This is a genomic window from Nocardioides eburneus (assembly GCF_040838215.1).
GTDB classification, from domain to species: Bacteria; Actinomycetota; Actinomycetes; order Propionibacteriales; family Nocardioidaceae; genus Nocardioides; species Nocardioides eburneus.
Genome location: NZ_JBFPJR010000027.1, coordinates 24967 through 50114 on the forward strand (window position 1 = coordinate 24967; position 25148 = coordinate 50114).

At 70.7% G+C, this 25148-nt stretch carries 22 protein-coding genes; 7 read left to right on the plus strand and 15 right to left on the minus strand.

What is annotated here, in order from left to right:
- Positions 1-34: 34 nt before the first annotated feature.
- Positions 35-1126 (minus strand): adenosine deaminase, encoded by a 1092-nt coding sequence (locus AB3X52_RS14490; protein WP_367994802.1) that lies wholly within the window; start codon positions 1124-1126, stop codon positions 35-37.
- A gap of 41 nt (positions 1127-1167) precedes the next feature.
- Between AB3X52_RS14490 and AB3X52_RS14495 the strand changes: the two genes are divergently transcribed.
- Positions 1168-1623, plus strand: coding sequence for a MaoC family dehydratase (locus tag AB3X52_RS14495; RefSeq protein WP_367994803.1), 456 nt, complete (start codon positions 1168-1170; stop codon positions 1621-1623).
- A gap of 74 nt (positions 1624-1697) precedes the next feature.
- Here the strand turns inward: AB3X52_RS14495 and AB3X52_RS14500 are convergent, their stop codons facing one another.
- The 10 genes from AB3X52_RS14500 to AB3X52_RS14545 form a co-directional block, all read right to left on the minus strand.
- Complete coding sequence (locus tag AB3X52_RS14500) at positions 1698-2987, minus strand: thymidine phosphorylase (RefSeq protein WP_367994804.1); 1290 nt, start codon at positions 2985-2987, stop codon at positions 1698-1700.
- 21 nt (positions 2988-3008) lie between these two features.
- Positions 3009-3452 (minus strand): cytidine deaminase, encoded by a 444-nt coding sequence (locus AB3X52_RS14505; protein ID WP_367994805.1) that lies wholly within the window; start codon positions 3450-3452, stop codon positions 3009-3011.
- A complete protein-coding gene (locus AB3X52_RS14510; RefSeq protein WP_367994806.1) occupies positions 3439-4737 on the minus strand; it encodes an ABC transporter permease in 1299 nt (432 codons plus the stop codon). Before AB3X52_RS14510 ends, AB3X52_RS14505 begins: the two co-directional genes overlap by 14 nt.
- Positions 4734-5915 (minus strand): ABC transporter permease, encoded by a 1182-nt coding sequence (locus tag AB3X52_RS14515; RefSeq protein ID WP_367994807.1) that lies wholly within the window; start codon positions 5913-5915, stop codon positions 4734-4736. Before AB3X52_RS14515 ends, AB3X52_RS14510 begins: the two co-directional genes overlap by 4 nt.
- A complete protein-coding gene (locus AB3X52_RS14520) occupies positions 5912-7435 on the minus strand; it encodes an ABC transporter ATP-binding protein (protein WP_367994808.1) in 1524 nt (507 codons plus the stop codon). Before AB3X52_RS14520 ends, AB3X52_RS14515 begins: the two co-directional genes overlap by 4 nt.
- Positions 7436-7528: 93 nt before the next feature.
- Positions 7529-8614, minus strand: a complete 1086-nt coding sequence (locus AB3X52_RS14525; RefSeq protein ID WP_367994809.1) for a BMP family lipoprotein — start codon at positions 8612-8614, stop codon at positions 7529-7531.
- 107 nt (positions 8615-8721) lie between these two features.
- Complete coding sequence (locus AB3X52_RS14530; protein ID WP_367994810.1) at positions 8722-9939, minus strand: amidohydrolase; 1218 nt, start codon at positions 9937-9939, stop codon at positions 8722-8724.
- Between the two features lie 41 nt (positions 9940-9980).
- Positions 9981-10973, minus strand: coding sequence for a methylmalonyl Co-A mutase-associated GTPase MeaB (gene meaB / locus AB3X52_RS14535; protein ID WP_367994811.1), 993 nt, complete (start codon positions 10971-10973; stop codon positions 9981-9983).
- A 137-nt stretch (positions 10974-11110) separates the two neighbouring features.
- Complete coding sequence (gene scpA, locus AB3X52_RS14540) at positions 11111-13291, minus strand: methylmalonyl-CoA mutase (protein WP_367994812.1); 2181 nt, start codon at positions 13289-13291, stop codon at positions 11111-11113.
- Positions 13288-15015, minus strand: coding sequence for a methylmalonyl-CoA mutase family protein (locus AB3X52_RS14545; protein WP_367994813.1), 1728 nt, complete (start codon positions 15013-15015; stop codon positions 13288-13290). The genes scpA and AB3X52_RS14545 overlap by 4 nt, the downstream gene beginning before the upstream one ends.
- 263 nt (positions 15016-15278) lie before the next feature.
- On the opposite strand from AB3X52_RS14545, the gene AB3X52_RS14550 reads away from it, so the two are divergent.
- The 5 genes from AB3X52_RS14550 (at position 15279) to AB3X52_RS14570 (ending at position 20811) form a co-directional block, all read left to right on the plus strand.
- Positions 15279-15902 (plus strand): hypothetical protein, encoded by a 624-nt coding sequence (locus AB3X52_RS14550; protein ID WP_367994814.1) that lies wholly within the window; start codon positions 15279-15281, stop codon positions 15900-15902.
- Between the two features lie 164 nt (positions 15903-16066).
- Positions 16067-17113: a glycosyltransferase gene (locus AB3X52_RS14555; protein WP_367994815.1), complete on the plus strand. Its 1047-nt coding sequence runs from the start codon at positions 16067-16069 to the stop codon at positions 17111-17113.
- Between the two features lie 175 nt (positions 17114-17288).
- Positions 17289-18005: a succinate dehydrogenase cytochrome b subunit gene (locus AB3X52_RS14560; RefSeq protein ID WP_367994816.1), complete on the plus strand. Its 717-nt coding sequence runs from the start codon at positions 17289-17291 to the stop codon at positions 18003-18005.
- 8 nt (positions 18006-18013) lie between these two features.
- On the plus strand, positions 18014-20068 hold the full coding sequence (locus AB3X52_RS14565) for a fumarate reductase/succinate dehydrogenase flavoprotein subunit (protein ID WP_367994817.1): 2055 nt from the start codon (positions 18014-18016) through the stop codon (positions 20066-20068).
- Positions 20068-20811: a succinate dehydrogenase/fumarate reductase iron-sulfur subunit gene (locus AB3X52_RS14570; protein ID WP_367994818.1), complete on the plus strand. Its 744-nt coding sequence runs from the start codon at positions 20068-20070 to the stop codon at positions 20809-20811. The genes AB3X52_RS14565 and AB3X52_RS14570 overlap by 1 nt, the downstream gene beginning before the upstream one ends.
- Positions 20812-20955: 144 nt before the next feature.
- On the opposite strand, the gene AB3X52_RS14575 is transcribed toward AB3X52_RS14570, so the two are convergent.
- From AB3X52_RS14575 to trpS, 4 genes are read right to left on the minus strand one after another with little or no spacing between them, the layout of a single operon-like run.
- A complete protein-coding gene (locus AB3X52_RS14575) occupies positions 20956-21180 on the minus strand; it encodes an SCO4848 family membrane protein (protein ID WP_367994819.1) in 225 nt (74 codons plus the stop codon).
- On the minus strand, positions 21177-22238 hold the full coding sequence (locus AB3X52_RS14580) for a YihY/virulence factor BrkB family protein (RefSeq protein WP_367994820.1): 1062 nt from the start codon (positions 22236-22238) through the stop codon (positions 21177-21179). Before AB3X52_RS14580 ends, AB3X52_RS14575 begins: the two co-directional genes overlap by 4 nt.
- A 2-nt stretch (positions 22239-22240) precedes the next feature.
- A complete protein-coding gene (locus AB3X52_RS14585; RefSeq protein ID WP_367994821.1) occupies positions 22241-22765 on the minus strand; it encodes a 2'-5' RNA ligase family protein in 525 nt (174 codons plus the stop codon).
- Between the two features lie 9 nt (positions 22766-22774).
- The gene (gene trpS, locus AB3X52_RS14590) at positions 22775-23812 is read right to left on the minus strand and encodes a tryptophan--tRNA ligase (protein ID WP_367994822.1); all 1038 of its coding nucleotides are present in this window, start codon (positions 23810-23812) and stop codon (positions 22775-22777) included.
- A gap of 209 nt (positions 23813-24021) precedes the next feature.
- Here trpS and AB3X52_RS14595 point away from each other — a divergent pair, with 209 nt between their 5' ends.
- Complete coding sequence (locus AB3X52_RS14595; RefSeq protein WP_367994823.1) at positions 24022-25146, plus strand: GNAT family N-acetyltransferase; 1125 nt, start codon at positions 24022-24024, stop codon at positions 25144-25146.
- Positions 25147-25148 lie beyond the last annotated feature (2 nt).

Consider the following 25148-nt stretch of genomic DNA (forward strand, 5'->3'; position numbering starts at 1 on the left):
AGCCGGGGATTCCGGCCCGCTCCCCGCTCCCCGCTCACACCACGGCGGCGTACGCCTCCTTGATCCGGTGGATGAGCGCGACCCGCTCGTCGTAGGGGTAGAACGCGGACTTCATCGCGTTGACCGTCAGCCACTCCAGGTCGCGCAGGCCCCAGCCGAAGGCGTCGACGAGCGACCACATCTCCGCCGTCATCGACGTCCGTGACATCAGCCGGTTGTCGGTGTTGACGGTGACCCGGAAGCCCAGGTCGCGCAGCAGCCCGATCGGGTGCTCGACGATGGACGGCGCGGCCCCGGTCTGGACGTTGGACGCAGGGCAGAGCTCGAGCGGGATCCGGCGGTCGCGGACGTACGCCGCCAGCCGGCCCAACCGCGGCGGCGCGCCCGCCGGGACCCAGATGTCGTCGACGAGCCGGACCCCGTGGCCCAGCCGGTCGGCGCCGCACGGATGCACGGCCTCCCAGATCGAGGGCAGCCCGAACCCCTCCCCGGCGTGGATCGTGAACCGCATGTTCTCGGCGGCGAGGTATTCGAAGGCCGCCAGGAACCGCGTGGGCGGATAGCCCTTCTCCGGTCCGGCGATGTCGAAGCCGGCCACGCCGCGGTCGCGCCACGCCACCGCCAGCTCGGCGATCTCCTGCGCCCGCGCCTGCTGCCGCATGGCGGTCAGCAGCTGGCGCACGACGACCGGCCGACCGACCTCCGCGGCCGCGGCCATCCCCTCCTCGAACCCGCGTTGTACGGCGGTCACGACCGCCTCCAGGTCGAGCCCCTGCTCCAGGCAGAGCTCCGGCGCGTAGCGGACCTCGGCGTACACCACACCGTCGGCGGCGAGGTCCTCGACGCACTCGCGCGCCACCCGGGTGAGGTGGTCGGCCTCCTGCATCACCGCGAGGGTGTGGACGAACGTCTCCAGGTAGCGCTCCAGCGACCCGGAGTCGGCGCTCGTCACGAACCACTCCTCCAGCGCCGCCGGATCCGATGCGGGGAGCTCGTGCCCGATCTTCGCCGCCAGCTCGAGGATCGTCGCCGGCCTCAGCCCACCGTCGAGATGGTCGTGCAGCAGGACCTTGGGGACGGCGTGGACCTGCTCGCGGGTGGGGGCCTCGACGGCGGTAGGTTCCATGCCTGACATCCAAGCATCCGCGAGCGAAGGAGCCCGGTTCCATGCGCGTGTTCAACAGCTTCGACGAGGTCGCCGCCGCTGCCGGCGAGGAGATCGGCACGACGGACTGGATCACGATCGAGCAGGATCGGGTCGACGCCTTCGCCGACGCCACCGGCGACCACCAGTGGATCCACGTCGACGTCGAGCGCGCCGCCGACGGCCCCTTCGGCGGGACGATCGCCCACGGCTACCTCACGCTCTCGCTCGTCCCGTGGCTCGGCAGCCAGGTCTTCAGCCTCGAGACCCCGGGGGCGCGGCTCAACTACGGCGTCAACAAGGTCCGCTTCCCCAACCCGCTCCGGGTCGGCAAGCGCATCCGTGGCCACGTCGCGTTCGGTGACGTCACCGACCTGCCCGCGGGCAAGCAGCTGATCATCACCTACACCGTCGAGATCGAGGGCGAGGCGAAGCCTGCCTGCGTCGCCGAGACCGTCGTCCTGCTGCTGCAGCAGTAGCCACCGGGGCTCGCCTGCGTCGACTCGGCGTACATGTACGCCGACGCGGCTGACCATGTACGCCGACTCGGCGGTCAGGAGATCCGGTCGAGGATCAGGGGCGTCGCCGCGAACCCGGCGCTCCCGGGAGCGGTGGGCGTGACGTCGTAGCCGTCCTCGAGCGCGGCGAGCGCCCGCTCGAACCGCTCGGGGGTGTCGGTGTGGAGGGTGAGGAGCCGGTCGCCGGCCGCCACCGGGTCGCCGGGGCGTTTGTGCCACTCGACGCCGGCGCCCGCCTGGACCGGGTCCTCCTTGCGCTCCCGGCCCGCGCCGAGCCGCCACGCCGCGAGGCCGACGGCCATGGCGTCGAGCCGGGTGAGTACGCCGCCGGCCGAGGCCGTGACGACGTGCTGCTCGGCGGCCACCGAGAGCGGCGCGCCGGGGTCGCCCCCCTGCGCCGCGACCATCCGGCGCCATACGTCCATGGCGGAGCCGTCGGCGAGCCGGTCGGCGGGGTCGACGTCGTCGACCCCGGCGCCTGCCAGCATCTCCCGCGCGAGCGCGAGGGTCAGCTCCACGACGTCGGCCGGCCCGCCGCCGGCGAGCACCTCGACCGACTCGGCCACCTCCAGCGCGTTGCCGGCGGTGCGCCCCAGCGGCGTCGACATGTCGGTGAGCAGCGCGACGGTGCGGACGCCGGCGTCGGCGCCCAGGTCGACCATCGTGCGGGCCAGCTCCTGCGCCTGCGGCAGTGACTTCATGAAGGCGCCCGTGCCGACCTTGACGTCGAGCACGAGCGCTCCCGTGCCCTCCGCGATCTTCTTGGACATGATCGAGGAGGCGATCAGCGGGATCGACTCCACCGTGCCGGTGACGTCGCGCAGCGCATAGAGCTTCCGGTCGGCCGGCGCCAGGCCCGAGCCGGCCGCGCATATCACGGCTCCCACCTCCTCGAGTTGGGCGAGCATCTCCTCGTTGGTCAGCGCCGCTCGCCAACCCGGGATCGCCTCGAGCTTGTCGAGGGTGCCGCCGGTGTGGCCGAGGCCGCGTCCGGAGAGCTGGGGCACGGCGACCCCGCACGCCGCCACGAGCGGAGCGAGCGGCAGGGTGATCTTGTCGCCGACGCCACCCGTGGAGTGCTTGTCGGCAGTCGGGCGGGAGAGGCCGGAGAAGTCGAGCCGCTCCCCCGTGGCGATCATGGCGGCGGTCCAACGGGCGATCTCGCGCCGTGACATGCCGTTGAGCAGGATCGCCATGTTGAGCGCCGCCATCTGCTCCTCGGCGACCACGCCGTCGGTGTAGGCGCGGATCACCCAGTCGATCTGGCTGTCGGTGAGCTCCCCGTGGTCGCGCTTGGCGCTGATCACCTCGATGGCGTCGTGCATGGGGGTCCTTTCGCAGGTGGGTCAGGCGAGGTCGTGGGCGCCGAAGGCGTCGGGGAGGACCTCGGTCATCCGCTTCACGCCCGTCGCGGTCCAGAGCTCGCAGGCAGGGCCGCCGTTCTCCCACAGCAGCTGTCGGCAGCGGCCGCAGGGCATGAGGAGCTCGCCCTCGCCGTTGACGCAGACCACGTGGGTGAGACGCCCGCCGCCGGTGAGGTGCAGCTGGGACACCATGCCGCATTCGGCGCAGAGGCCGACGCCGTACGACGCGTTCTCGACGTTGCACCCGGTGACGACGCGTCCGTCGTCCACCCGGCCGGCGACACCGACCGCGAATCCGGAGTACGGCGCGTAGGCGTGCCTCATCGCCTCGACCGCGGCCGCGCGCAGCTCCGCCCAGGGGCCTGCGCCGGGGCCTGCGGGATCGGCGCCGGGACTCGGATCGGTGCGGGGGTCACTGCTTGACATAGGGCTCACCATCGGCGCCGGGCGCGCGCACCTTCCCGACCAGGCCGGCGACCGCGACGATCGTCGCGACGTAGGGCAGCATCGCGAGCAGGTCCGTCGGGGCGCTCGGGAGCAGGATCGAGAGGCGCGTGTTGAGCGCGGAGGCGAAGCCGAAGAGCAGGGCCGCCGCGGTCGCGCCCCGCGGGCTCCACCGGCCGAAGATCACCGCGGCGAGCGCGATGAAGCCGTTGCCGGAGGTGATGTTCTTGGAGAACGCCCCGACCGACCCGATGGTGAAGTAGGCGCCGCCCAGCCCGGCGATCGCGCTCCCGACGAGCACGTTGCGATAGCGCAGCGCCAGCACCCTGATCCCGACCGTGTCGGCCGCGCGCGGGTGCTCGCCGACCGCACGGGTGCGCAGCCCCCAACGGGTGCGGAACAGGATGACGTCGACCGCGATGATCACGACGTAGGTGAGGTAGACGACGGCGTTGGCCGAGAAGAGCAGCGGCCCGAGGAACGGGATGTGGCTCAGACCCGGGACGTCCCACTCCCGCAGCAGGTCGGGCTGGTTGTAGCGGGTCGCGTCGTTCGCCATGAAGGCGTCGAAGAAGAACCCCGTGAGACCGGCGGCCAGGACGTTGAGGACGACGCCCAGGACGACCTGGTTGACCATGAACTTGATGGCGAAGAGGGCGAGCAGCAGGCCCATGACGGCGCCGGCCGCGACCCCGCCCACCAGACCGAACCAGCTGCCGGCGAGGGTCCCGACGAACGCCGCCGCCCAGGCGCCGGCGAGCATCTGTCCCTCGATGGCGACGTTGATGACACCGGACCGCTCGCACATGACGCCCGCCATCGCGCCGAGCACCAGCGGGACGGAGAGCCCGATCGCGTTCTGCAGCAGCCCCTGGACGTCGACCGTGGCCTTGATGCCGTGCAGCGACACCCAGGCGAGGAAGGCGACCAGGAAGAGCAGGGCGACCACGCCGGCGACGTACGGTGTCGCCCTGCGCCCGAACCCCTGCCAGGCCTGGTAGCCCGCGAGCGCCAGGATCACCGCGCCGAGCGTGAGGACGACGACCTTCCCGCTGAGTGCGAGGACGTGCGCGTCGCTGCCGGAGCCGATGCCGAGACGGGCCTGGCCGGCGCCGACCGTGAGGCCGAGCGCCAGCAGGGCGATCAGGCCGACAGCGCCGTAGACCGCGGCCCGGACCAGCCGGGTCGGCCCGCTGTGAGAGGTGTCGAGGACGCCGTGTACGACGACGTCCGGCTCGCCCTGGTCGGGCGCCTCGATGATCGTCATCCGTTCCACCCCTTCGCCAGCTCCGCGCCGGTGGAGGCGCCGCGTGCCTTGATCCGGAAGATCGCGCGGATCGCCGCCGGGGCGGCGATGAAGAGCACGATCAGGCCCTGCACGACCTGGACGAGGTCGATCGGGGTGTACTGCTGCATGTTGGCCGAGCCCGCGTGCAGCGCGCCGAAGAGCAGCCCGGCGACGACCGTGCCGACCGGGTTGGCGCGGCCCAGCAGCGCGACGGTGATCGCGTCGAACCCGACACCCGCGTCGACGTCGTTGGTGAGCGCGTCGTTGGTGCCGAGGATCTGGCTCACCCCGGCCAGTCCGAAGAACGCGCCGGAGAGCAGCATGACCGCGAGATAGCTGCGTTCGACGTTCATGCCGGCAGTCTTCGCGGCCAGCGGGTTGGCGCCGACCGCACGGAGCCGGAAGCCGAGTCGGGAGTACTTCATCAGCCACCAGAAGAAGACCGCCGCCAGCACCGACAAGACGATGCCGAGGTGGACCCGTAGGCCCGAGCCGAGGAGCAGCGGCAGCTGCGCGTTGTGGTCGACCGGGAAGGAGATCGCCTGACCGCTCGCGCTGTTCTGGAAGCCCTTGACCTTGAGCAGGTAGTTGAGCAGGTTGAGCGCGACGTAGTTGAGCATGATCGTCGTGATGACCTCGTGGGCGCCGGTCCGGGCCTTGAGCCAGCCGGTGATGCCGCCCCAGAGGGCGCCGCCGAGGATGCCGGCGACGATCGCCACCACGAGGTGGAGCACCACCGGCAGGTGCCAGTGGAAGCCGACGTACCCGGCGCAGATCGCGGCCGCGAGGATCTGGCCCTGGCCACCGATGTTGAACAGGCCGGCCCGGAAGGCGAGCCCCACGCCGAGACCGCCCGCGATCAGCGGCGTGGCGTAGGTCAGCGTCTCCGAGATCGGCCCGAGGGTGCCGGCGGTGCCGTTCCCGGCGGTGCGGGGATTGAAGATCGCCCCCTCGAACAGCGCACGGTAGGTGTTGCCGATCGCCTGGCCGGCGTAGGTGAAGGTGTCCTGGGGATACTGGAAGAAGTAGCCCGCCGCGCTGCGGGTCCGGTCGTCGGCGATCGCGATGAGGATCGCGGAGATGACGAGCGCCGTGATGAAGGCGAGGACCGTGATGAGCAGGCTGTCCCAGGTCTGCCGGCTGGTCCGCAGCCTCATGACGCCGCCTCCGTCCCCGGCAGCGTGCCGGCCATGAGCATGCCGATCTCCTCCGCGCTCGTGCCGGCGGGGACCTCGCCGATGATCTTGCCGCGGTACATCACCCCGATGCGGTCCGCGAGGCCCATGACCTCGTCGAGCTCGCTGGAGACCAGCACGACGGCGGCGCCGTTGTCGCGCTCCTGCACGATCCGCGCATGGACGAACTCCATCGAGCCGACGTCCAGCCCGCGGGTCGGCTGGGCGACGATGAAGAGCTTGAGCGGCCGGGACAGTTCGCGGGCCAGGACCACCTTCTGCTGGTTGCCGCCGGAGAGGGTCGACGCGGCGTGGTCGACGGAGGACGTGCGTACGTCGAACTCCTCGACCCGCTGCTCCGCGTTCGTGCGGATCACGCCCAGGTCGAGGTTGAGCCGTCCGGCGTACGGCGGCTGGTCGTAGAGGTCCAGGACGAGGTTCTCCGCCACGGTGAAGCTGCTGACGAGCCCGTCCTCGAGCCGGTCCTCCGGGACGTAGCCGACGCCCATCCCGAGGATGTCGTCGGTCGTCGCCCTAGTGACGTCGGTGCCCTCGATCGTGACGGTGCCGGACTGCACCGGCTGCAGCCCGACCAGCGCCTCGGTGAGCTCCGTCTGCCCGTTGCCCTGGACCCCGGCGAGCGCGTAGATCTCGCCGGCGCGCACCGCGAAGCTGACCTGGTCGACGACGACGGTGCCGACCTCGTCGACCACCCGCACGTCCTCGGCGGCGAGCACCTCGTCGCCGGGATCGGCGGGGTCCTTGGCGATGTTGAGCTGCACCGGGCGGCCGACCATGAGGGAGGCCAGCTCGTTGGTGGAGGCGTCGGGGGTCGCCGTACCCACGACCCGGCCGCGCCGGATCACGGTGATCTTGTCGGCGACCGCCCGCACCTCGCGGAGCTTGTGGGTGATGAAGACGATGGCCGTCCCCGCCTCCTTCAGCGCCCGCATGATCTCCATCAGGTCGTCGGTCTCCTGCGGAGTGAGCACGGCGCTGGGCTCGTCCAGGATGAGCACCCGCGCGTCCCGCACGAGCGCCTTGAGGATCTCGACGCGCTGCTGGACGCCGACCGGGAGGTCCTGGACGAGCGCGTCGACCGGGACGTGGAGGCCGTATCGCTGGGAGACCTCCTCCACCGCGGCTCTCGCCCGGCGCCGGTCGAGGAAGCCGAGGAGGCCGCCACGGACGCGCTCGTGGCCGAGCTCGATGTTCTCCGCGACGGTGAAGACCGGGATGAGCATGAAGTGCTGGTGCACCATGCCGATGCCAGCGGCCATCGCGTCGCCGGGGCCGGCGAACGTCACCGGCTCACCGTCGAGCAGGATCTCGCCCTCGTCGGGCTGGTAGAGCCCGTAGAGCACGTTCATGAGCGTGCTCTTGCCGGCGCCGTTCTCCCCGAGAAGTGCGTGGATCTCACCCGGCTCGACGACGAGATCGATGTGGTCGTTGGCGGTCAGCGAGCCGAAGCGCTTGGTGATACCTCGCAGCTCGAGCCTCACGGCACCTCCCTGGGTGTGTCGTTGCTCAGACTAGTGATCGCACACGCGCGGGGAAGCCCCTCGGGCTTCCCCGCGCGTGTCCGGCTCAGCGGGTCACTTCGGCTGGCTGGGCGAGGTGATCTTGATCTTCCCGGACTCGATGTCGGAGGTGATCTGCGTCAGCGCCGACTTCACGTCCGCCGGCACCTTGCTGTCCCAGTCGTGGAAGGGGGCGAGGCCGGTGCCGTCGTTCTGCAGCGTGCCGACGTAGTTGCCCGAGGGGAAGGTGCCGGCCGAGACCTGCTTGAGGTAGTCCTGCACCGAGGCGGTGAGCCCCTTGGTGACCGAGGAGATGAAGTACTTGCAGTATTGAGCGGCGCTCACGCAACCGTCCGTGTCGACCCAGATCAGGTTGAGCTTGCCGCCCGAGGACGCGGCGGCGGCGCCGGCGCCCAGGCCGGACGAGCCGGCCACCGGGAAGACGATGTCGGCGCCCTGCTGAGCCATCGCGAGGGTGATCTGCTTGCCCTTGTTCTGGTCGGTGAACGAGCCGGCGAAGGTGCCGCCCTTCGGCTTGTTCTCGTCCCAACCGAGCACCTTGACCGACTTGTTGTTCTGCTTGTTGAAGTACTGGACGCCCTCCCAGAAGCCGTCCATGTAGATCGTCACCGGACCGATGTTGAGGCCGCCCCAGGTGCCGACGACGCCGGTCTTGGTCATCGCCGCGGCGAGGTAGCCGCCGAGGAAGCCACCCTGGGCGGTGTTGTACTGGATGCCGTAGACGTTGTCGCCCGTCGAGGGGTTGTCGATCTCCGCGTAGTGGACCTTCGGGTTGGCCTTCGCGATCTTCTCGACGTTCGCCGCCATCAGACCGCCGACCGCCAGGACCGTGTCGCAGCCCGCGTTGGTCTCCTGGGTGAGGTTCGGCGTGTAGTCGTTGGACGAGTTCGACGCGACGTAGGAGATGTCGAGGTTCGGGTTGTCCTTCTTGGCGGCCTGCATGCCCGCCCACGACGACTGGTTGAACGACTTGTCGTCCACACCGCCGGTGTCGAGCACCATGCAGGCCTTGACCGAGGCGCCGCCGCCCGAAGCGGATCCGCCGCCGCTCGGGCTCGTCGCATTGTCAGGCCTGCCACAACCGGCGGCGACCAGGGCGACGACGCCCATCGCCGCAGCGAACTTTGCCACGTGACGCACAGAGACCTCCTGGAGGATGACGGCGCTCCCCGGCGCCGCGACGCACGCCACCCTAGGGCCTCAACCGTGCTTCCAGACGGTGTCGCGGCGGCAAATTTGCGCAGTTGTTACGAATCCGGGAGAAGTGCTGCGGCCGCGGCGCCCGCGAGCACGTTCGCCCCGACCGCCAGGGCACGCTCATCGATCCGCAGGTCGCCCTGGTGGAGGTCGTACGTCGGCCCGCCCGGCGTCCGCACGCCCAACCGCATCATGGCGCCCGGGACCTGCTCGAGATACCAGCCGAAGTCCTCGCCGCCGAGGCTCTGACCCGCGACGGCGTGGCCGCGCTCGCCGAGAGCCTCGCGGACCACCTCGGTGAGGATCCGGTGGGACGCCTCGTCGTTCACCACCGGCGGGACCCCGCGCTGGTAGTCGACCGCCGCCAGCAGCCCGTACGGCGAGACCAGCTCACTGACGACCTCGCGCACCACGGTCTCGCAGTCGTTCCACGCGGCGCTGTCGAGGATGCGGACGGTCCCGGCGATCACGCCGGTCCGGGGGATGACGTTGGGCGCCTGGCCGGCGCTGACCGCTCCCCAGACGAGGCTGACGCCGGAGCGCGGGTCCATCCGACGGGACAGCACCGCCGGCAGCTCGGTGGCGACCTTGGCGAGCGCGAAGACGAGGTCCCCGGTGAGGTGGGGTCGGGAGGTGTGACCACCATTGCCCGTGAGCCGGATCTGGATGCGGTCGGCAGCGCTGGTCAGCGGTCCGGCGCGCAGACCGACCCGACCCACGTCGACACCGGGGTCGCAGTGGAGGGCGAAGATGCGCTCCACCTCGTCGAGCGCGGCGAGGCTCATCAGGTGGAGCGCACCGCCCGGCATGACCTCCTCGGCGGGCTGGAAGAGCAGCCGAACACGACCGGGCAGCGCCTCCTCACGATGGACGTCGGCGAGCGCCAGCGCGGCGCCGAGCAGCGCCGTCGTGTGGACGTCGTGACCGCAGGCGTGGGCGACGCCCGGCACGGTGCTCCGCCACGGGTCGGGCACCTCGTCCTCCACCGGGAGCGCATCCATGTCGGCGCGCAGCGCTACGCGGCGCCCGGTCTCCCCCAGGTCGGCGATCAACCCGGTCGACGGCAGCCGCGTGACGCGCCAGCCCGCCTTCTCCAGGCGCTCCGCGACCAGCTCGGTGGCGCGGTGCTCCGCCCACGACAGCTCGGGGTGGGCGTGCAGGTCGCGGCGCAGGTCGACCAGCTCGGGCTCGTGGCGGGCGACGGAGGCGGCGATGAGCCCGGTGAGCGCAGGGAGCCCCGCAGACTCGGGGAACGTAGGGTCCGGCATGACCCGCCCAGACTAGCCGTCGCGTTCCCGCGTCCGCCGGATCACCCGTCGTAGGCCGCGAGGATCCGGTCCGCGGCGACGGTGGCGGGCAGCTCGCCGGCGAGCACCTCGGCACGGATCCGGTCGCGGATCGCCCTGACCCCGGCCGACTGCCGGAGCCGTTGGTCGAGCTCGTCGCGGACCAGCGCCCAGGTGAAGTCGAGCTGCTGCTCGGCCCGCTTGCGGCGCAGGCCGTCCTCACCGAGGTGGTCGCGATGGGCCAGCACGTGGTCCCAGACCCCGTCGACGCCGTCGTCCGTCAGCGCGGAGCAGGTGACGACCGGGGGCGCCCACTCGGTCTTGCCGCGGACCAGCCGCAGCGCGCCGGCCAGGTCGCGGGCCGCCACCCGCGCCTCCTGCTGGCGCTCCGGATCGTCCGGGTCCGCCTTGTTGACCGCGATGACGTCGGCGATCTCGAGGATCCCCTTCTTGATGCCCTGCAGCTGGTCGCCGGTGCGGGCGAGGGTGAGGAACAAGAAGGTGTCGACCATGCCGGCCACGGTCACCTCGGACTGGCCCACGCCCACGGTCTCGACCAGCACGACGTCGTACGACGCGGCCTCGAGCACCGCCATCGCCTGCACCGTCGCGCGGGCGACCCCGCCGAGGGTGCCGGCCGACGGCGAGGGCCGGATGTAGGCGTTCGGGTCGACGCTCAGCCGCGCCATGCGGGTCTTGTCCCCCAGCACCGAGCCGCCGGTGCGGACCGACGAGGGGTCGACGGCGAGCACGCCGACGCGATGGCCGGCGGCCGTCAACCGGCTGCCGAGCGCCTCGATGAACGTCGACTTCCCGACGCCCGGCACGCCGCTGATCCCGACACGCACGGCCGCGCCGGTCGCCCGGTTGCCGACCGACTCGAGGGCGACGAGCAGCTCGCGCGCGGTCTCGCGGTGGGCCGGCTTCGTCGACTCCACCAGCGTGATCGCGCGTGACACGGCCGCTCGCCTGCCCTCGCGGATGCCCTCGAGCAGCTCGGCGACGTCGAGCGTCATCGCTCCTCCTCGTGTCGTGTGCGCGCCAAAGTGTCACGGTGACACTTCCGGCCGTGAGTGACAGTTCCGCCCTGTCACTCACGGCGCAATGTGTCACGGTGACACTTTGAAACTGTCACCGTGACATTTCGCAGGGCTCAGTGACCCAGCTGCTCACGCAGCCGCGCGACCAGGTCGAGCGCCGAGTCGGCGATGACCGTCCCGGGCAGGAACACCGCGGCGGCACCCATCTGCTCCAGCGTGGGTACGTCGTCGGGCGGGATGACCCCGCCGACGACGATCATGATGTCGCCGCGGCCGTGGTCCTCGAGCGCCTTCTTGAGCGCCGGCACCAGCGCGAGGTGCCCGGCGGCCAGGGAGGAGACGCCCACGATGTGGACGTCGGCGTCCACCGCCTGCTGGGCGACCTCCTCCGGGGTCGAGAACAGCGGGCCTACGTCGACGTCGAAGCCGAGGTCGGCGAAGGCGGAGACGACGACCTTCTGGCCGCGGTCATGGCCGTCCTGGCCCATCTTGGCGACCAGGATGCGCGGGCGGCGGCCCTCCGCCTCCTCGAACGCCTCGGTCGCGCGCAGGACCTCGGCGACCCGTGAGTTGCCGACGTCGCCGACGTTGTTCACCTCGTCGCGGTACACGCCGGAGATCGTACGGATCACCGCCTGGTGGCGACCCCACACCTTCTCCAGTGCGTCGGAGATCTCGCCGACGGTCGCCTTCGCACGGGCCGCGTCGACGGAGAGCGCCAGCAGGTTGCCCTCCAGGCCCGGGCCGGACGAGGACGCGGCCGCGTTCGAGAGCGCCTCCAGCGCCCGGCGTACGTCGTCGTCGTTGCGCTCCGCACGGAGTCGGTCGAGCTTGGCGACCTGCTGCTTGTAGACCTCGTCGTTGTCTACCTTGAGGACCTCGAGCGGGTCCTCCGCGGCGAGCCGGTAGGTGTTGACGCCGATGACCTTCTGGCTGCCTGCGTCGATGCGGGCCTGGGTGCGAGCGGCGGCCTCCTCGATGCGCATCTTGGGGATGCCCTGCTCGATCGCCTTCGCCATGCCGCCGGCCTTCTCGGCCTCCTGGATATGGGCCCAGGCCTTCTCGGCGAGGTCGTGGGTGAGCCGCTCGACGTAGTAGGAGCCGCCCCACGGGTCGATCGTCCCGGTCGTGCCGGACTCCTGCTGCAGGAGGAGCTGGGTGTTGCGGGCGATGCGCGCCGAGAAGTCGGTCGGCAGCGCGATCGCCTCGTCGAGGGCGTTGGTGTGCAGCGACTGGGTGTGGCCCTGGGTCGCCGCCATCGCCTCGATGCAGGTGCGGCCGACGTTGTTGAAGACGTCCTGCGCCGTCAGTGACCAGCCCGAGGTCTGCGAGTGGGTCCGCAGCGAGAGCGACTTGGGGTTCTTCGGGTCGAACTGCCGCACGAGCCGGCTCCACAGGGCCCGCGCCGCGCGCATCTTCGCGACCTCCATGAAGAAGTTCATCCCGATGGCCCAGAAGAACGAGAGCCGCGGCGCGAAGGCGTCGATGTCCATGCCGGCGGCGAGGCCGGTCCGGATGTACTCCACCCCGTCGGCGAGCGTGTAGGCGAGCTCGAGGTCGGCGGTCGCACCGGCCTCCTGCATGTGGTAGCCGGAGATGGAGATGGAGTTGAACCGCGGCATCTTCTGGGCGGTGTAGCTGAAGATGTCGCCGATGATCCGCATCGACCCGGCCGGCGGGTAGATGTAGGTGTTGCGGACCATGAACTCCTTGAGGATGTCGTTCTGGATCGTGCCCGCGAGCATCGAAGGCGGAACGCCCTGCTCCTCGGCCGCCACGATGTAGAGCGCCATCACCGGCAGCACGGCGCCGTTCATCGTCATCGAGACCGACATCTGGTCCAGCGGGATGCCGTCGAAGAGCGTGCGGGTGTCATAGATCGAGTCGATCGCCACCCCCGCCATGCCGACGTCACCACGCACGCGCGGGTGGTCGGAGTCGTAGCCGCGGTGGGTCGCCAGGTCGAACGCCACCGACAGGCCCTTCTGACCGGCCGCGAGGTTGCGCCGATAGAACGCGTTGGACTCCTCGGCGGTGGAGAAGCCGGCGTACTGCCGGATCGTCCACGGCTGGGTGGTGTACATCGTCGGGTAGGGCCCGCGCAGGAACGGGCTCAGTCCGGGGTAGGTGTCGAGCGCGTCGAGGCCCTCGAGGTCGGCTGCGGTGTAGTGCGGCTTGATCTCGATGCCCTCGGGGCTGTGCCAGGGCTCGCCGGTCGCAGTGGGGTCGGCCGGTGCGTCGGGCGCGCTGCCGGCCGCGAGCGGGAGGTCGGCGAAGGACTCGGGGATCGTCATGCGAGCTGCTCCCGGACTCGGTGGAGGAAGGCAAGGGCGTCGATGCCGATGGCGGCGTTGTCGTCGGCGTGGTCAGCGGGCTTGCCGGCGACGATGACGTACGTCGCGCCCGCGTCGCGCAGGGTCTCGGCAGCGGCCTTGCCCCACTCGGCGTACGCCGCGTCCGACCCGGCCAGGCAGACGACGGCGGGGCTGCCGGCCGCGCGGTACTTGCCCGCGAGGTCGTCGGCATCCGCGGTGGCGCCGGCGACCTCGACCGCGATGCCGCCCGCGGCGAGCAGGTTGCTCGCGAAGGTAGCCCGCGCGGTGTGCTGCGCGACCGGCCCGAGGGTGGCGAGGAAGACCGGCGCGGCCGCCGGCTCGTCGCGCAGCTCCTCGAAGGAGGCGCCGTAGCGGCGTACCGCGTCGTTCAGTGGGTCCGGCTGACGCTCCGGCAGGGCCTCGGCGAGGTTGGGGAACTCCGAGAGGCCGGTGAGCGGCCGCTTCCGCCGCGCGATCTCCGCTTCACGTCGCGCGACCGTCGCCGCCACACGCTCCTCGAAGGCGGCAGCACCGTCCTTCTCGAGGAGCTGGAACTCCGCCCACGCGGCGGCGGCAAGGTCGTCGGTGAGCTTCTCGACGGCGTACGCGCCACCGGCCGGGTCGGCGACCGCGGCGACGTGCGACTCGTCGATGAGCAGGTGGTTGACGTTGCGGGCGATCCGGCGGCCGAACGCCTCGGGCACGCCGAGCGCGCTGTCGAAGGGCAGCACCGTGACCGCGTCCGCTCCCCCGACGCCGCCCGCGAAGGCCGCGACCGTGCCGCGGAGCATGTTGACGTAGGGGTCGTACTTGCTGAGCATCGGTCGGCTCGTCACGGCGTGCTGACGCTGCGCGACGCCCACCTCGCCGGACAGCTCGAGCGCCCGCGCCCACAGTCGGCGGGCGGCCCGCAGCTTGGCGATCGTGGGGAACTGTTCATCGGTCGCCGCATAACGGAACTCCAGCGTCGCGGCCGCCTCGGCCACCGAGAAGCCCGCCGCGACCAGCGCGCGGAGCGCCGTGACACCCGCCCACAGCGAGTAGCCGAGCTCCTGGACGTCGGAGGCGCCGCGGTCGTGGGCGGCGACCGCGTTGACCACCACCCCACGCACGCCCAGCTCGCGCGCCGCGGTCGCGACCTCGACCACCTCCTCGGCCAGCGCGTCGGCGCCGAGGTTGGTGTCGGGGTGGAGCCTGACGCCCGTCTGCTGGACGAGCGCGGCGAAGGCCCGGGCCAGCGGACGTACGTCGCCGGACGCGTCGAGGACGACGGGCGCGAGGTCGAGCAGCACCCCGTCGAGGACGGTGGGGAGGTCGGCCGGCTCGGCATGCACCCACAGCGAGGTGACCCCGCCGTCGAGGTCGACCAGCGCCGCCTCGTTGACGAGCTTCGCGTCCGGTCCACCGACCAGCGCACGGATGTCCCACGCGCCCGCGCGGGACGGCCGCAGGCCGTCGTACGCCCCGGCGAGGGTGCCGAGCGGCGTGACGCCGATCCCGTCGAGCGTCGTCCGGGTGAGCCTGTCCCAGACGGCGGCGTCGGGGTCCTCGTCCCCGAGGCGGCCGGCCTTGCGGAGCACGCCGGCGGCGGCCTTCTCCCACTCCGCCACGGTGTGGTCATCCTCGGGCTGGGCGAGAGCGAGCGTCCCCTGCTCGGGCGTCGGTGCCTCCGGCGGCGGAGGCGTGGCGCTGGCATCGGTCATGGAGCGCACCTTAGGAAGGCGGAGTGGCGGGCGCCACAGAGTGTGAGGTTTGCAACCGTTAACCACACCAGCATCTCACCGATCGAGCTGTCGGGCTGGCCGCAGGCAGGGCCGGCACACCGGCCGCCCGCCACGGCGTCCGGGCTGGCGAGATCGCGCGGTTTGAGCCGAGGCCGGGAGGGCATATCCCCCTCGTCGCGACGCTGCCCGACCACCCGAACCGCTGTCGCCCACGTGGCAACAGCCCTCCATCAGGAGCAGACATGAAGATCCACACCCTCGGCGCTGCTGTCGGCGTCCTCGCCGCCAGCAGTGTGGTGGCGCTCGGCCCCACCGCCGCCTTCTCGCCTGCGAACGCGCGTCCGGCGTGCGAGAACCCGTTCATCAAGACGTCGCTCGTCAGTGAGACCTGGCGCGCTACCAATGCCCGGTCGGACTGGGGCACCGGCGGCATGCGCGTCACCGTCTCCAAGGGGAAGAAGGCGACCAACTCGGTGCGCGTCATCACCACCAACACGCACAACTTCAAGATCAGCGCCGAGTACGGCCCGATCAAGGCCGAGTACAACTACACCCACACGAAGACCAACGACGTGACCAACACGACGACCACCGAGGTGAAGACCGCCTACAGCGCCAAGGTGCCGAAGAAGCACCAGGCCCGGATGATGCGTTGGGCGATCCAGAAGAACATCAAGGCGACGAAGTACCGCTGGGTCGTCAAGAACAACCGCTGCGTCACCCAGCAGGTCTACTCGGTCAAGATCGGCGCTCCTGCCGCCGACGGCACCTTCATCTGGGACATGCAGGATCGCAAGACAGGACGACCGGGCTGCAAGATCAAGGGCTACAAGAGCTACGGCAGCTGCGCCAACGTGACGAACTGACCGCCGATGCGAGGGGCCTCCAGCGGAGGGGCCCCTCGTCGTCGTCTCGGGTCGCCTCGCCGGGCCGCCCTTGCGACCGGCAGCCGCCGTTCACGCAGTCGTCACCGCAGGCGCATGCGTCCGTCACCCGCCCGCGGCAGGCTCGGGGTGTGCGGATCCTGCTGGTGACCGAGTCCCTGTTCGCCGGTGCGTCCACGGACAACGGCGGTGTGACGACGACCGTGAAGGCCGTCGCCGACCGGATGATCGACCGCGGGCACGCCGTCTCCTTCATCGCGCCCGGGCCGGGGCTGGCCTGCTATCGCAAGAGCCGGGTGTGGCGGGTCAGCCCGCTCGCCAAGACCGGCCGCCAGGTGCGCGAGGCGCTCGATCGGGCCCAGCCGCAGCTCGTCGTCGCGTTCGACCCGCGCCGCATCGGCCGCAAGGCCCTCGCGGGCGCCCGCGCCGCCGGCGTACGCACCACCGTTCTCCAGCAGTCCGCTCTCGACGCCGACCTGTCCGCGACGTGGCCGGAGCGGGTTGCGGCGTACGCCGACGACCTGCTCGCCACCAGTCGCTGGCTGCGCAACGAGCTCGGCGCCCTGGGCGTCGAGGCGCAGCTATGGCTGCCCGGGGTCGACAGCGACGCCTTCTCCCCCGCGCTCCGCGACCCGTGGCTCCACACGAGCTGGTCCAAGGCGAAGACCCGCGGGCGCCCTCTGGTGGTGGTGGGGTACGCCGGTCGGCTGGCCAAGCCGCACGGTGTGCGCCACCTCGCCGCACTCGGCGCGGTCCCCGGGATCCGGCCGGTGGTCATCGGCGCCGGACCGCAACGCGGCTGGCTCGAGCAGCGCCTCGTCGGTGCCCGCTTCACGGGGCCGCTCGGGACGGGGGACCTGGCGGTCGCGCTCGCAAGCCTCGACGTCCTGGTCCACACCGGCGAGCGCGAGGGCTGTGCCCACACCTTGCGCGAGGCCGCCGCGAGCGGTCTCCCGGTCGTCGCCCCGCGTTCGGGAGCCGCGGTCGAGGTCGTCCGTCACCTCGAGACGGGCGTGCTCTACGAACCCGGTCGCGAGCGCGCGCTCCTCGAGGCGGTCTCCGCCGTCGTCGCCGACCCGCATCGCGCCCTGCTCGGTCGACACGGCCGCGAGCTGGCCGAGCAGCGCAGCTGGACGGAGGCGGCCGACGAGCTCCTCGGCCGGCTGCTCGACCACGTCAGTCCGGCGGCGTGACGAGGTCTTCGTACGGCGCCCCCGGCGGAGTCCGCAGCACCCGGACGCACCCGCCCCGAACCGGTGCGCCGGAACGCCGGCGTACGCCGCGAAGTTCCTGACTCGTCGGTAACAAGGGATATGTCACAGTCCCCGCGTGACAGGAGAGGCGCAGAAGCGAGTACCGTGCTGCCCCGTGGCAACCACGACTCTGATCAAGGGAGCGCGGTCGACGCGCTCGACGATCGCGCTGAAGCTGTTGATGGCGGGCAGCGGGATCATCTTCATTCTCTTCGTGCTGGTGCACATGTACGGCAATCTCAAGGCCTTCGCCGGTGAGAACGCCTACAACACGTACGCCGAGCACATCCGGACGGTCGGGACGCCGATGCTCCCGCGCGAAGGTGTCCTCTGGGTCATCCGCGCCGTCCTCATCGTGTCGCTCGTGACGCACGTGTGGTCGGCCGTGGTGCTCTGGCGCCGCGCCGCCGTCCAGCGACCGGTGAAGTACCAGGTGAAGAAGAACCTGCACTCCTCGCTCTCGTCGCGCACGATGCGTTGGGGCGGGCTGACGCTGCTGCTCTTCGTCATCTGGCACCTGCTCCACTTCACGATCGTGAAGATCAACCCGACGGGCAGCCAGGCGAAGAGCATCACCGACAACCCCTACCAGCTGCTGGTGCACAGCTTCGGCGGCAGCGGCTGGTGGATGACGGTCATCTACCTCATCGCGATGCTCGCCCTCGGCTTCCACCTGCACCACGGCACCTTCAGCGCCTGCCAGACCCTCGGCTGGACGAACACCGCCTCGTCGCGTGCCCGCGCCCGTGTGTGCGGCTGGGTCGTGGCGATCGTGATCGCCGGCGGCTTCTCGCTGGTTCCCCTGTTCATTCTGTTCGGCGTCATCGATTAAGGACTGACATGGCTGCAGGTACCCACTACCTCCCGGGCCTCACCCCCACCAACGAGGCCTCTGTACAGAAGTCCGACGACGCCGCCGGCTACTACACCCTCGGCGACAAGCTGGTCGACCCGAAGGCGCCGACCGGCCCCATCGAGCAGCGTTGGACGACCCGCAAGTTCGAGAACCGCCTGGTCAACCCGGCCAACCGGCGCAAGCTCGACATCATCATCGTCGGCACCGGCCTGGCCGGTGGCGCCGCGGCTGCCACCCTCGGCGAGGCCGGCTACAACGTGAAGTCCTTCTGCTACCAGGACTCCCCGCGCCGGGCCCACTCGATCGCCGCCCAGGGCGGCATCAACGCCTCGAAGAACTACAAGAGCGACGGCGACTCCGACTACCGGCTCTTCTACGACACCATCAAGGGCGGCGACTTCCGCTCCCGCGAGTCGAACGTCTACCGCCTCGCCGAGGTGTCGACCAACATCATCGACCAGTGCGTCGCGCAGGGCGTCCCGTTCGCCCGTGAGTACGGCGGGCTCCTCGACAACCGCTCCTTCGGCGGCGTGCTCGTCTCGCGTACGTTCTACGCCCGCGGCCAGACCGGCCAGCAGCTGCTGCTCGGCGCCTACCAGGCGATGGAGCGTCAGGTCGCGGCCGGCACGGTCACGCAGTTCACCCGTCACGAGATGCTCGACCTGATCATCGTGGACGGACGCGCCCGCGGCATCGTCGCCCGCAACATGGTCACCGGCGCGATCGAGACCCACCTGGCCGACGTGGTCGTGCTCGCGACCGGCGGCTACGGCAACGTCTTCTACCTCTCGACCAACGCGATGGGCTCCAACGTCATGGCGGCCTGGCGCGCGCACCGCAAGGGCGCCTACATGGCCAACCCGTGCTACACGCAGATCCACCCGACCTGCATCCCGGTGACCGGCGCGCACCAGTCGAAGCTGACCCTGATGTCGGAGTCGCTCCGCAACGACGGCCGCGTCTGGGTGCCCAAGCGTGCCGAGGACTGCGACAAGGACCCGCGCGACATCCCCGAGGAGGCCCGCGACTACTTCCTGGAGCGGTTGTACCCCTCCTACGGCAACCTCGTCACCCGTGACATCGCCTCCCGCGCCGCGAAGTACATGTGCGACGAGGGCCGCGGTGTCGGACCGCAGGTCGAGGAGAAGCAGCCCGACGGCTCGGTCAAGCTGATGCGTCGCGGCGTCTACCTCGACCTTGCCGACGCGATCAACCGCCTCGGCAAGGACAAGATCGAGGAGAAGTACGACAACCTCCTCGACATGTACGAGCGGATCACGGGTGAGAACCCCTACGAGGTGCCGATGCGCATCTACCCCGCCGTGCACTACGTGATGGGCGGTCTCTGGGTCGACTACGAGCTGCAGACCAACATCACCGGTCTGTTCTGCGCCGGCGAGGCCAACTTCTCCGACCACGGCGCCAACCGTCTCGGCGCTTCGGCGCTGATGCAGGGTCTGGCGGACGGCTACTTCGTGCTGCCGAACACCATCACCGACTACCTCGCTGATGGCCCGTTCGAGAAGATCGACGATTCCCACCCCGCCGTCCAGGAGACGCTGACGGCGGTCAAGGAGCGCGTCGACAAGCTGATGAGCATCAACGGTGAGCGCTCGGTCGAGTCCATCCACAAGGAGCTCGGCCACATCATGTGGGAGTACTGCGGGATGGAGCGCACCAAGGAGGGCCTGATCGAAGCGATCGGCCTGATCCGGGAGCTCAAGAAGGAGTTCTGGACCAACGTGAAGGTGCTCGGCTCGGCCGACTCCCTCAACCAGGACCTCGAGAAGGCCAACCGCGTCGCCGACTTCATCGAGCTCGGCGAGCTGATGTGCATCGACGCGCTGAACCGGCGCGAGTCCTGCGGCGGGCACTTCCGTGCCGAGTCCCAGACCGAGGACGGCGAGGCCCTGCGGCACGACGACGAGTTCGCCTACGTGGCGGCCTGGGAGTGGGGCGGCGAAGACGGTGCGCCCGTCCTCCACAAGGAAGACCTGATCTACACCGCCACCGAGATGAAGGCCCGGAGCTACAAGTAATGAAACTGACTCTGAAGATCTGGCGGCAGGCCGGTGCGAACGACGCCGGTGCGATGCACACCTACTCCCTCGACGGCGTCTCCGAGGACATGAGCTTCCTCGAGATGCTCGACCTCCTCAACGAGCAGCTGGTGACCAACGGCGAGGAGCCGGTGGCCTTCGACTCCGACTGTCGTGAGGGCATCTGCGGCATGTGCTCGCTGATGATCAACGGCCAGGCGCACGGCCCCGAGGTGACGACCACCTGCCAGCTCCACATGCGCTCGTTCAAGGATGGCGACACGGTCACGATCGAGCCGTGGCGGGCCGCGAGCTTCCCGGTCATCAAGGACCTCGTCGTCGACCGTTCCGCGTTCGACCGGATCATCCAGAACGGCGGCTACATCTCCGCCAACACCGGTTCGGCGCCGGAGGCCAACTCGGTCCCGGTCCCCCGCGAGAAGGCGCAGCGCTCCTTCAACGTGGCGACCTGCATCGGCTGCGGCGCCTGCGTCGCGGCCTGCCCCAACGGCTCCGCCTCGCTCTTCCTGGGTGCGAAGATCACCCACCTGGGTGAGCTGCCGCAGGGCCAGCCCGAGCGCTACACGCGCGTGTCCTCGATGGTCGCCCAGCACGACCACGAGGGCTTCGGCGGCTGCACCAACATCGGTGAGTGCGCGGCGGCCTGCCCGAAGGAGATCCCGCTCGACGTGATCTCGCAGCTCAACAAGGACCTGCGGAAGGCCATCTCGACCGGCCACTGAGCCTTCGCAGTACGACGACGGGCCGTCTCCCCCTGGGAGGCGGCCCGTCGTCGTACTGCTGAGCGCGCGGCGGTCATCCGGGACCTCCTGCTCGGCTCCTCGCCAGGAGAGGGGCCGGAACGTCCCGGACTACCCCGGCTGCGCTCAGCGGCGCCCGATGAGCGCCTTCACCCCGAGTCGCCCGAGCAGACCGCCGAGGACGACGTCGACGACGATGAGCACGGCGTGGGCGATGTAGTAGGGCCTGGGCCGACTCTGCTCGGGATCCCGTGCGGTCCTCACCAGGTTCTTGGCGAAGTTGCTCCAGATCACGACGTTCCAGACGCCGACGAACAGCAGCAGCGCGCCGTCCTTCTTCTCCAGCTTCACTTGGGTGCCTTTCCGATCTTCTTGAGTACGGCGAGGATGCCCACCATGCTGCCCGCCCCGACCAGGAAGGCCGCCACCGGGGCCGGCGCCCGCACGGGCCCCGGCGCCACCGTCGGCAGGTCGAGCGACGGGGTCTGCGGCCCCTGGACCGGCGGCGCGACATGCTGCTCGAGGCGTTGGGCGCGCGCGGCGGGTGAGACATGGGCGAACGCGGCGGCGTACAGCACGACTCGGGAGAAGTAGTTGATCCAGACGAGCAGGATCAGCGCGATGCCGAAGGCCTGGAAGGCCGGCTGGCCCTTCGCCTGGGCGAGGAGCAGGCCGGAGAGCTGCTTGAGGATCTCGAAGCCCACCGCGCCCAGCACGGCCCCGGCCCACAGCGACCGCCGTGGCGTGCGGGGCCTGCCGAGCAGCACGAACATCGCGAAGAAGAGCACCATGTTGGCGCCGAGGCCGAGGACGATCGTGACCAGGCGGACGAGCCAGCCCAGGCCGGTCGAGAGGTGGATCCAGCCGAGCACGTCGGAGGCGAACCCCGCGACGAAGCCGGTGAGGGCCACGGCGACGAAGAGGACCACGCCGAGAATGACGAGCGTGACGAGGTCACGGGCCTTGCCGAGCACGAAGCTCGGCTGTTCGGCGCGCGGCACCTCGAAGACCACCTCGAGCGCCGAGCGGAGACTGGAGAGCCAGCCGAGGCCGGCGTAGAGGACGCCGGCGATGCCGAAGACGGCCGCCCAGCCGGAGAACCGCCGGACGTCGCTGAGGGACAGCTGCCCCTGGTCGGTGCCGACCAGGCCCGGCATGACCTGGTTGATCGCGTCGGTGAGGTTGGCCCGGGCGTCGGGGTAGACGTGGGAGATCCAGCCGACGACGAAGACCGCCAGCGCCAGGATCGGGAAGACCGAGAGGAACCCGAAGTAGGTCACGGCCCCGGCCTGCTGGCTCGCGCCGACACGGCCGTAGTGCTCCTGCGTGAGCACCGCCCGGTCGAGGGCAGAGTGGTCCCGCCGCGCCTCCTGGACCCGCGCCCGGGCCCGGTCGACCAGCGCCGGCATCGTCAGCGGTTGACGGGCGACCGGAGGCTGAAGTCGCGGGTCGGGCGCCAGCCGTCCGCGTCGTCGTGGACGTAGAGGTGGAACTCGTCGACGGTGAACGTGCACTCGAAGTCGGCGAGCTCGCGGAACGCCCGGTCGAGCGCCTCCTCCGGCAGGTCGTGGGCGATGGTGACGTGCGGGTGGTAGGGGAAGGCGAGATCGACGTCGAGCGGCCCGCGGCGTACGGCGCCGGCCAGCTGCTCGCACGAGCTGATCCCCTCCACGACGGCCACGAAGACCACCGGCGAGACGGGCCGGAAGGTGCCCGTGCCGCGGAGGTGGACCGTGAAGGGCGCCATCGTCGCGGCCGCGTCGCCGAGGTGGTCCTCCACGTCGGGGAGCACGTCGCGGGAGATGTCGGTCGGCGGCACGAGCGTGATGTGGGTCGGGATCATCGTCGCCGTCGCGTCCCCCAGCGCCGTGCGGTAGTCCTGGAGCTGGGTGGCCCAGGGCTCCGGGATCGCGACGGCGACTCCGATCGTGCGCATGCGGTGACCCTACCGGGCGCTGGTCTGGACCGGCGCGACGAACCCGACCCGGTCGTAGACGTCGGTGAGCGTACGGCGGGCGACGGCGCGCGCCCTCTCGGCACCGTCGAAGAGCACCTGGTCGAGATAGGCCCGGTCCTCGAGCAGCGCGAACGTCCGCTCGCGGAACGGCGTCACGAACTCGACCACGACCTCCGCGAGGTCCTTCTTGAAGTCGCCGTAGCCCTTCCCGGCGTACTTCTCCACGAGCGTGTCGATGCTCGACCCCGTCAGCGCGGAATAGATCCGCAGCAGGTTGGAGACGCCCGGCTTCTGCTCCTCGTCGAAGCGGACCTCGGTCTCGGAGTCGGTGACGGCGCTGCGGATCTTCTTCGCGCTCACCTTCGGGTCGTCGAGCATGTCGATGATCCCGGACGGCGACGACGCCGACTTCGACATCTTGATCGTCGGGTCCTGGAGGTCGTAGATCTTCGCGGTCTCCTTGAGGATGTAGGGCTCCGGGAGCTTGAAAGTCTTCTTGTAGCGGCTGTTGAAGCGCTGCGCCAGGTCGCGAGTGAGCTCGAGGTGCTGACGCTGGTCCTCCCCCACCGGGACGTACTGCGGCCGGTAGAGCAGGATGTCGGCGGCCATCAGCATCGGGTAGGCGAACAGACCGACCGAGGAGGCGCCCTCACCGCCCTTGGCCGACTTGTCCTTGAACTGCGTCATTCGCCGCGCCTCGCCGAACCCGGTCAGGCACTGCAGCACCCACCCCAGCTCGGCGTGTTCGGGCAGGTGGGACTGGACGAAGATCGCGCTGCGCTCAGGGTCGACGCCCGCGGCGAGCAGTTGAGCCACCGCGCGGAGCGTCCGCTGCCGGAGCACCTTCGGGTCCTGCTCGACGGTGATCGCGTGCAGGTCGGCGATGAAGAAGAACGGCTCGTAGCCCTCCTGCAGATCCGCCCAGTTGCGCACCGCGCCGAGGTAGTTGCCGAGGTGGTAGGAGTCGGCGGTCGGCTGGATCCCGGAGAGGACACGGGGCCTGACCTCGGGGGCGGTGGTGCTCATGGCGCCATTCTCTCAGACGGCGGTGCGGGCCTCGGCACCCCCGGGATCGTGCCGAGAGCCGCTCAGGTCACGTCGGGTCGCGCCCCGGCGAGAGACCGCGGGCACCCTGCGCTCTGGCAGGCTCGGCGCATGAGCGAGCGCAAGCGAGCCACCATCAGAGCTCTCATGCGGCCGCGTCCGTATCCTCCTGCTCTCTTGACGGACGTGGCATGAGAAGCAAGGTACCGACGCTCACCGACGGCACCGTCACGCTCCGCGGACACCGGGCCGGCGACGTACAACGGGTGTGGGAGCAGTGCCAGGACCCCGCCTCGGTCCGCTGGACGACCGTCCCATCGCCGTACTCCCACGCCGACGCGGTCGACTTCGTCGCGCGGCAGGCGAGCCGGTGGGCGTCGGGGGCGGAGTGGGGCTTCGCCGTCGAGTACGCCGGCCGGTTCGCCGGCTCGGTCTCGCTGCGCGACGAGGGTGCGGCCCGCGCGGAGATCGCGTACGGCGCCCACCCGGACGTGCGCGGCGTGCATCCGGAGGGGGACGGTCGGTCGGTGATGGAGCGCGCCGTCCGCCTGCTGCTCGACTGGGGCTTCGACGCCCGCGGCCTCGAGACCGTGGTGTGGTGGGCGAACCGTGGCAACTGGGCCTCCCGACGGCTGGCCTGGCGACTCGGCTTCTCGTTCGACGGCACCGTCCGACGCTGGCTCCCGCACGGCGGCGCGCTCGTCGACGGCTGGGTCGGGACTCTCGGCCGCGACGAGCCCCGCGAGCCCCGGTCGACGTGGCTCGACGTGCCGGTGGTCGCGGGCGACGGCGTCGTGCTGCGGCCGTTCCGGGAGGACGACGTCGTCCGGCTCGTCGAGGGTTCCGCGGACCCGGACACGCAATACTGGCTCGCCTTCCTCCCCCGCGACCCCGACCTGTCCTACGGCGGGGCCTACCTGGAGACCGCCCGGGAGGAGTGCGCCACCGCGTCCGCCCTGCGGTGGGCCTTCTCGGCGACCGCGGACGGGCCGCTGCTCGGCACGGTGGGCCTCTTCCGCCTGCGGCTGGGCCGGAGCGCCGAGGTGGGCTTCTGGACCCATCCCGACGCACGGCGGCGCCGACTCACCACGCGGGCGGCCGCGCTGGCCGTCGGCCATGCGTTCGGGGCGCTCGAGCTGCCGCGGGTCACGGCGTACCACACCGACGGCAACGTCGCGTCCCAGCGCGTGCTGGAGGCGGTCGGGCTGCGCCGGGTCGGTCTCCAGCGTCGCGACGCAGTGACCGGCGACGGCGAGGTGCACGATCTCGTCGGCTATGACCTGCTGCGCGACGAGTGGCGCTCCTCAGGCAGGTGACG

Coding starts and splice junctions, on each gene's coding strand:
- AB3X52_RS14490 (WP_367994802.1), bottom strand. CDS start 1,126: ATGGAACCTACCGCCGTCGAGGCCCCCACCCGCGAGCAGGTCCACGCC.
- AB3X52_RS14495 (WP_367994803.1), top strand. CDS start 1,168: ATGCGCGTGTTCAACAGCTTCGACGAGGTCGCCGCCGCTGCCGGCGAG.
- AB3X52_RS14500 (WP_367994804.1), bottom strand. CDS start 2,987: ATGCACGACGCCATCGAGGTGATCAGCGCCAAGCGCGACCACGGGGAG.
- AB3X52_RS14505 (WP_367994805.1), bottom strand. CDS start 3,452: ATGTCAAGCAGTGACCCCCGCACCGATCCGAGTCCCGGCGCCGATCCC.
- AB3X52_RS14510 (WP_367994806.1), bottom strand. CDS start 4,737: ATGACGATCATCGAGGCGCCCGACCAGGGCGAGCCGGACGTCGTCGTA.
- AB3X52_RS14515 (WP_367994807.1), bottom strand. CDS start 5,915: ATGAGGCTGCGGACCAGCCGGCAGACCTGGGACAGCCTGCTCATCACG.
- AB3X52_RS14530 (WP_367994810.1), bottom strand. CDS start 9,939: ATGCCGGACCCTACGTTCCCCGAGTCTGCGGGGCTCCCTGCGCTCACC.
- meaB (WP_367994811.1), bottom strand. CDS start 10,973: ATGACGCTCGACGTCGCCGAGCTGCTCGAGGGCATCCGCGAGGGCAGG.
- scpA (WP_367994812.1), bottom strand. CDS start 13,291: ATGACGATCCCCGAGTCCTTCGCCGACCTCCCGCTCGCGGCCGGCAGC.
- AB3X52_RS14545 (WP_367994813.1), bottom strand. CDS start 15,015: ATGACCGATGCCAGCGCCACGCCTCCGCCGCCGGAGGCACCGACGCCC.
- AB3X52_RS14550 (WP_367994814.1), top strand. CDS start 15,279: ATGAAGATCCACACCCTCGGCGCTGCTGTCGGCGTCCTCGCCGCCAGC.
- AB3X52_RS14565 (WP_367994817.1), top strand. CDS start 18,014: ATGGCTGCAGGTACCCACTACCTCCCGGGCCTCACCCCCACCAACGAG.
- AB3X52_RS14570 (WP_367994818.1), top strand. CDS start 20,068: ATGAAACTGACTCTGAAGATCTGGCGGCAGGCCGGTGCGAACGACGCC.
- AB3X52_RS14580 (WP_367994820.1), bottom strand. CDS start 22,238: ATGCCGGCGCTGGTCGACCGGGCCCGGGCGCGGGTCCAGGAGGCGCGG.
- AB3X52_RS14585 (WP_367994821.1), bottom strand. CDS start 22,765: ATGCGCACGATCGGAGTCGCCGTCGCGATCCCGGAGCCCTGGGCCACC.
- trpS (WP_367994822.1), bottom strand. CDS start 23,812: ATGAGCACCACCGCCCCCGAGGTCAGGCCCCGTGTCCTCTCCGGGATC.
- AB3X52_RS14595 (WP_367994823.1), top strand. CDS start 24,022: ATGAGAAGCAAGGTACCGACGCTCACCGACGGCACCGTCACGCTCCGC.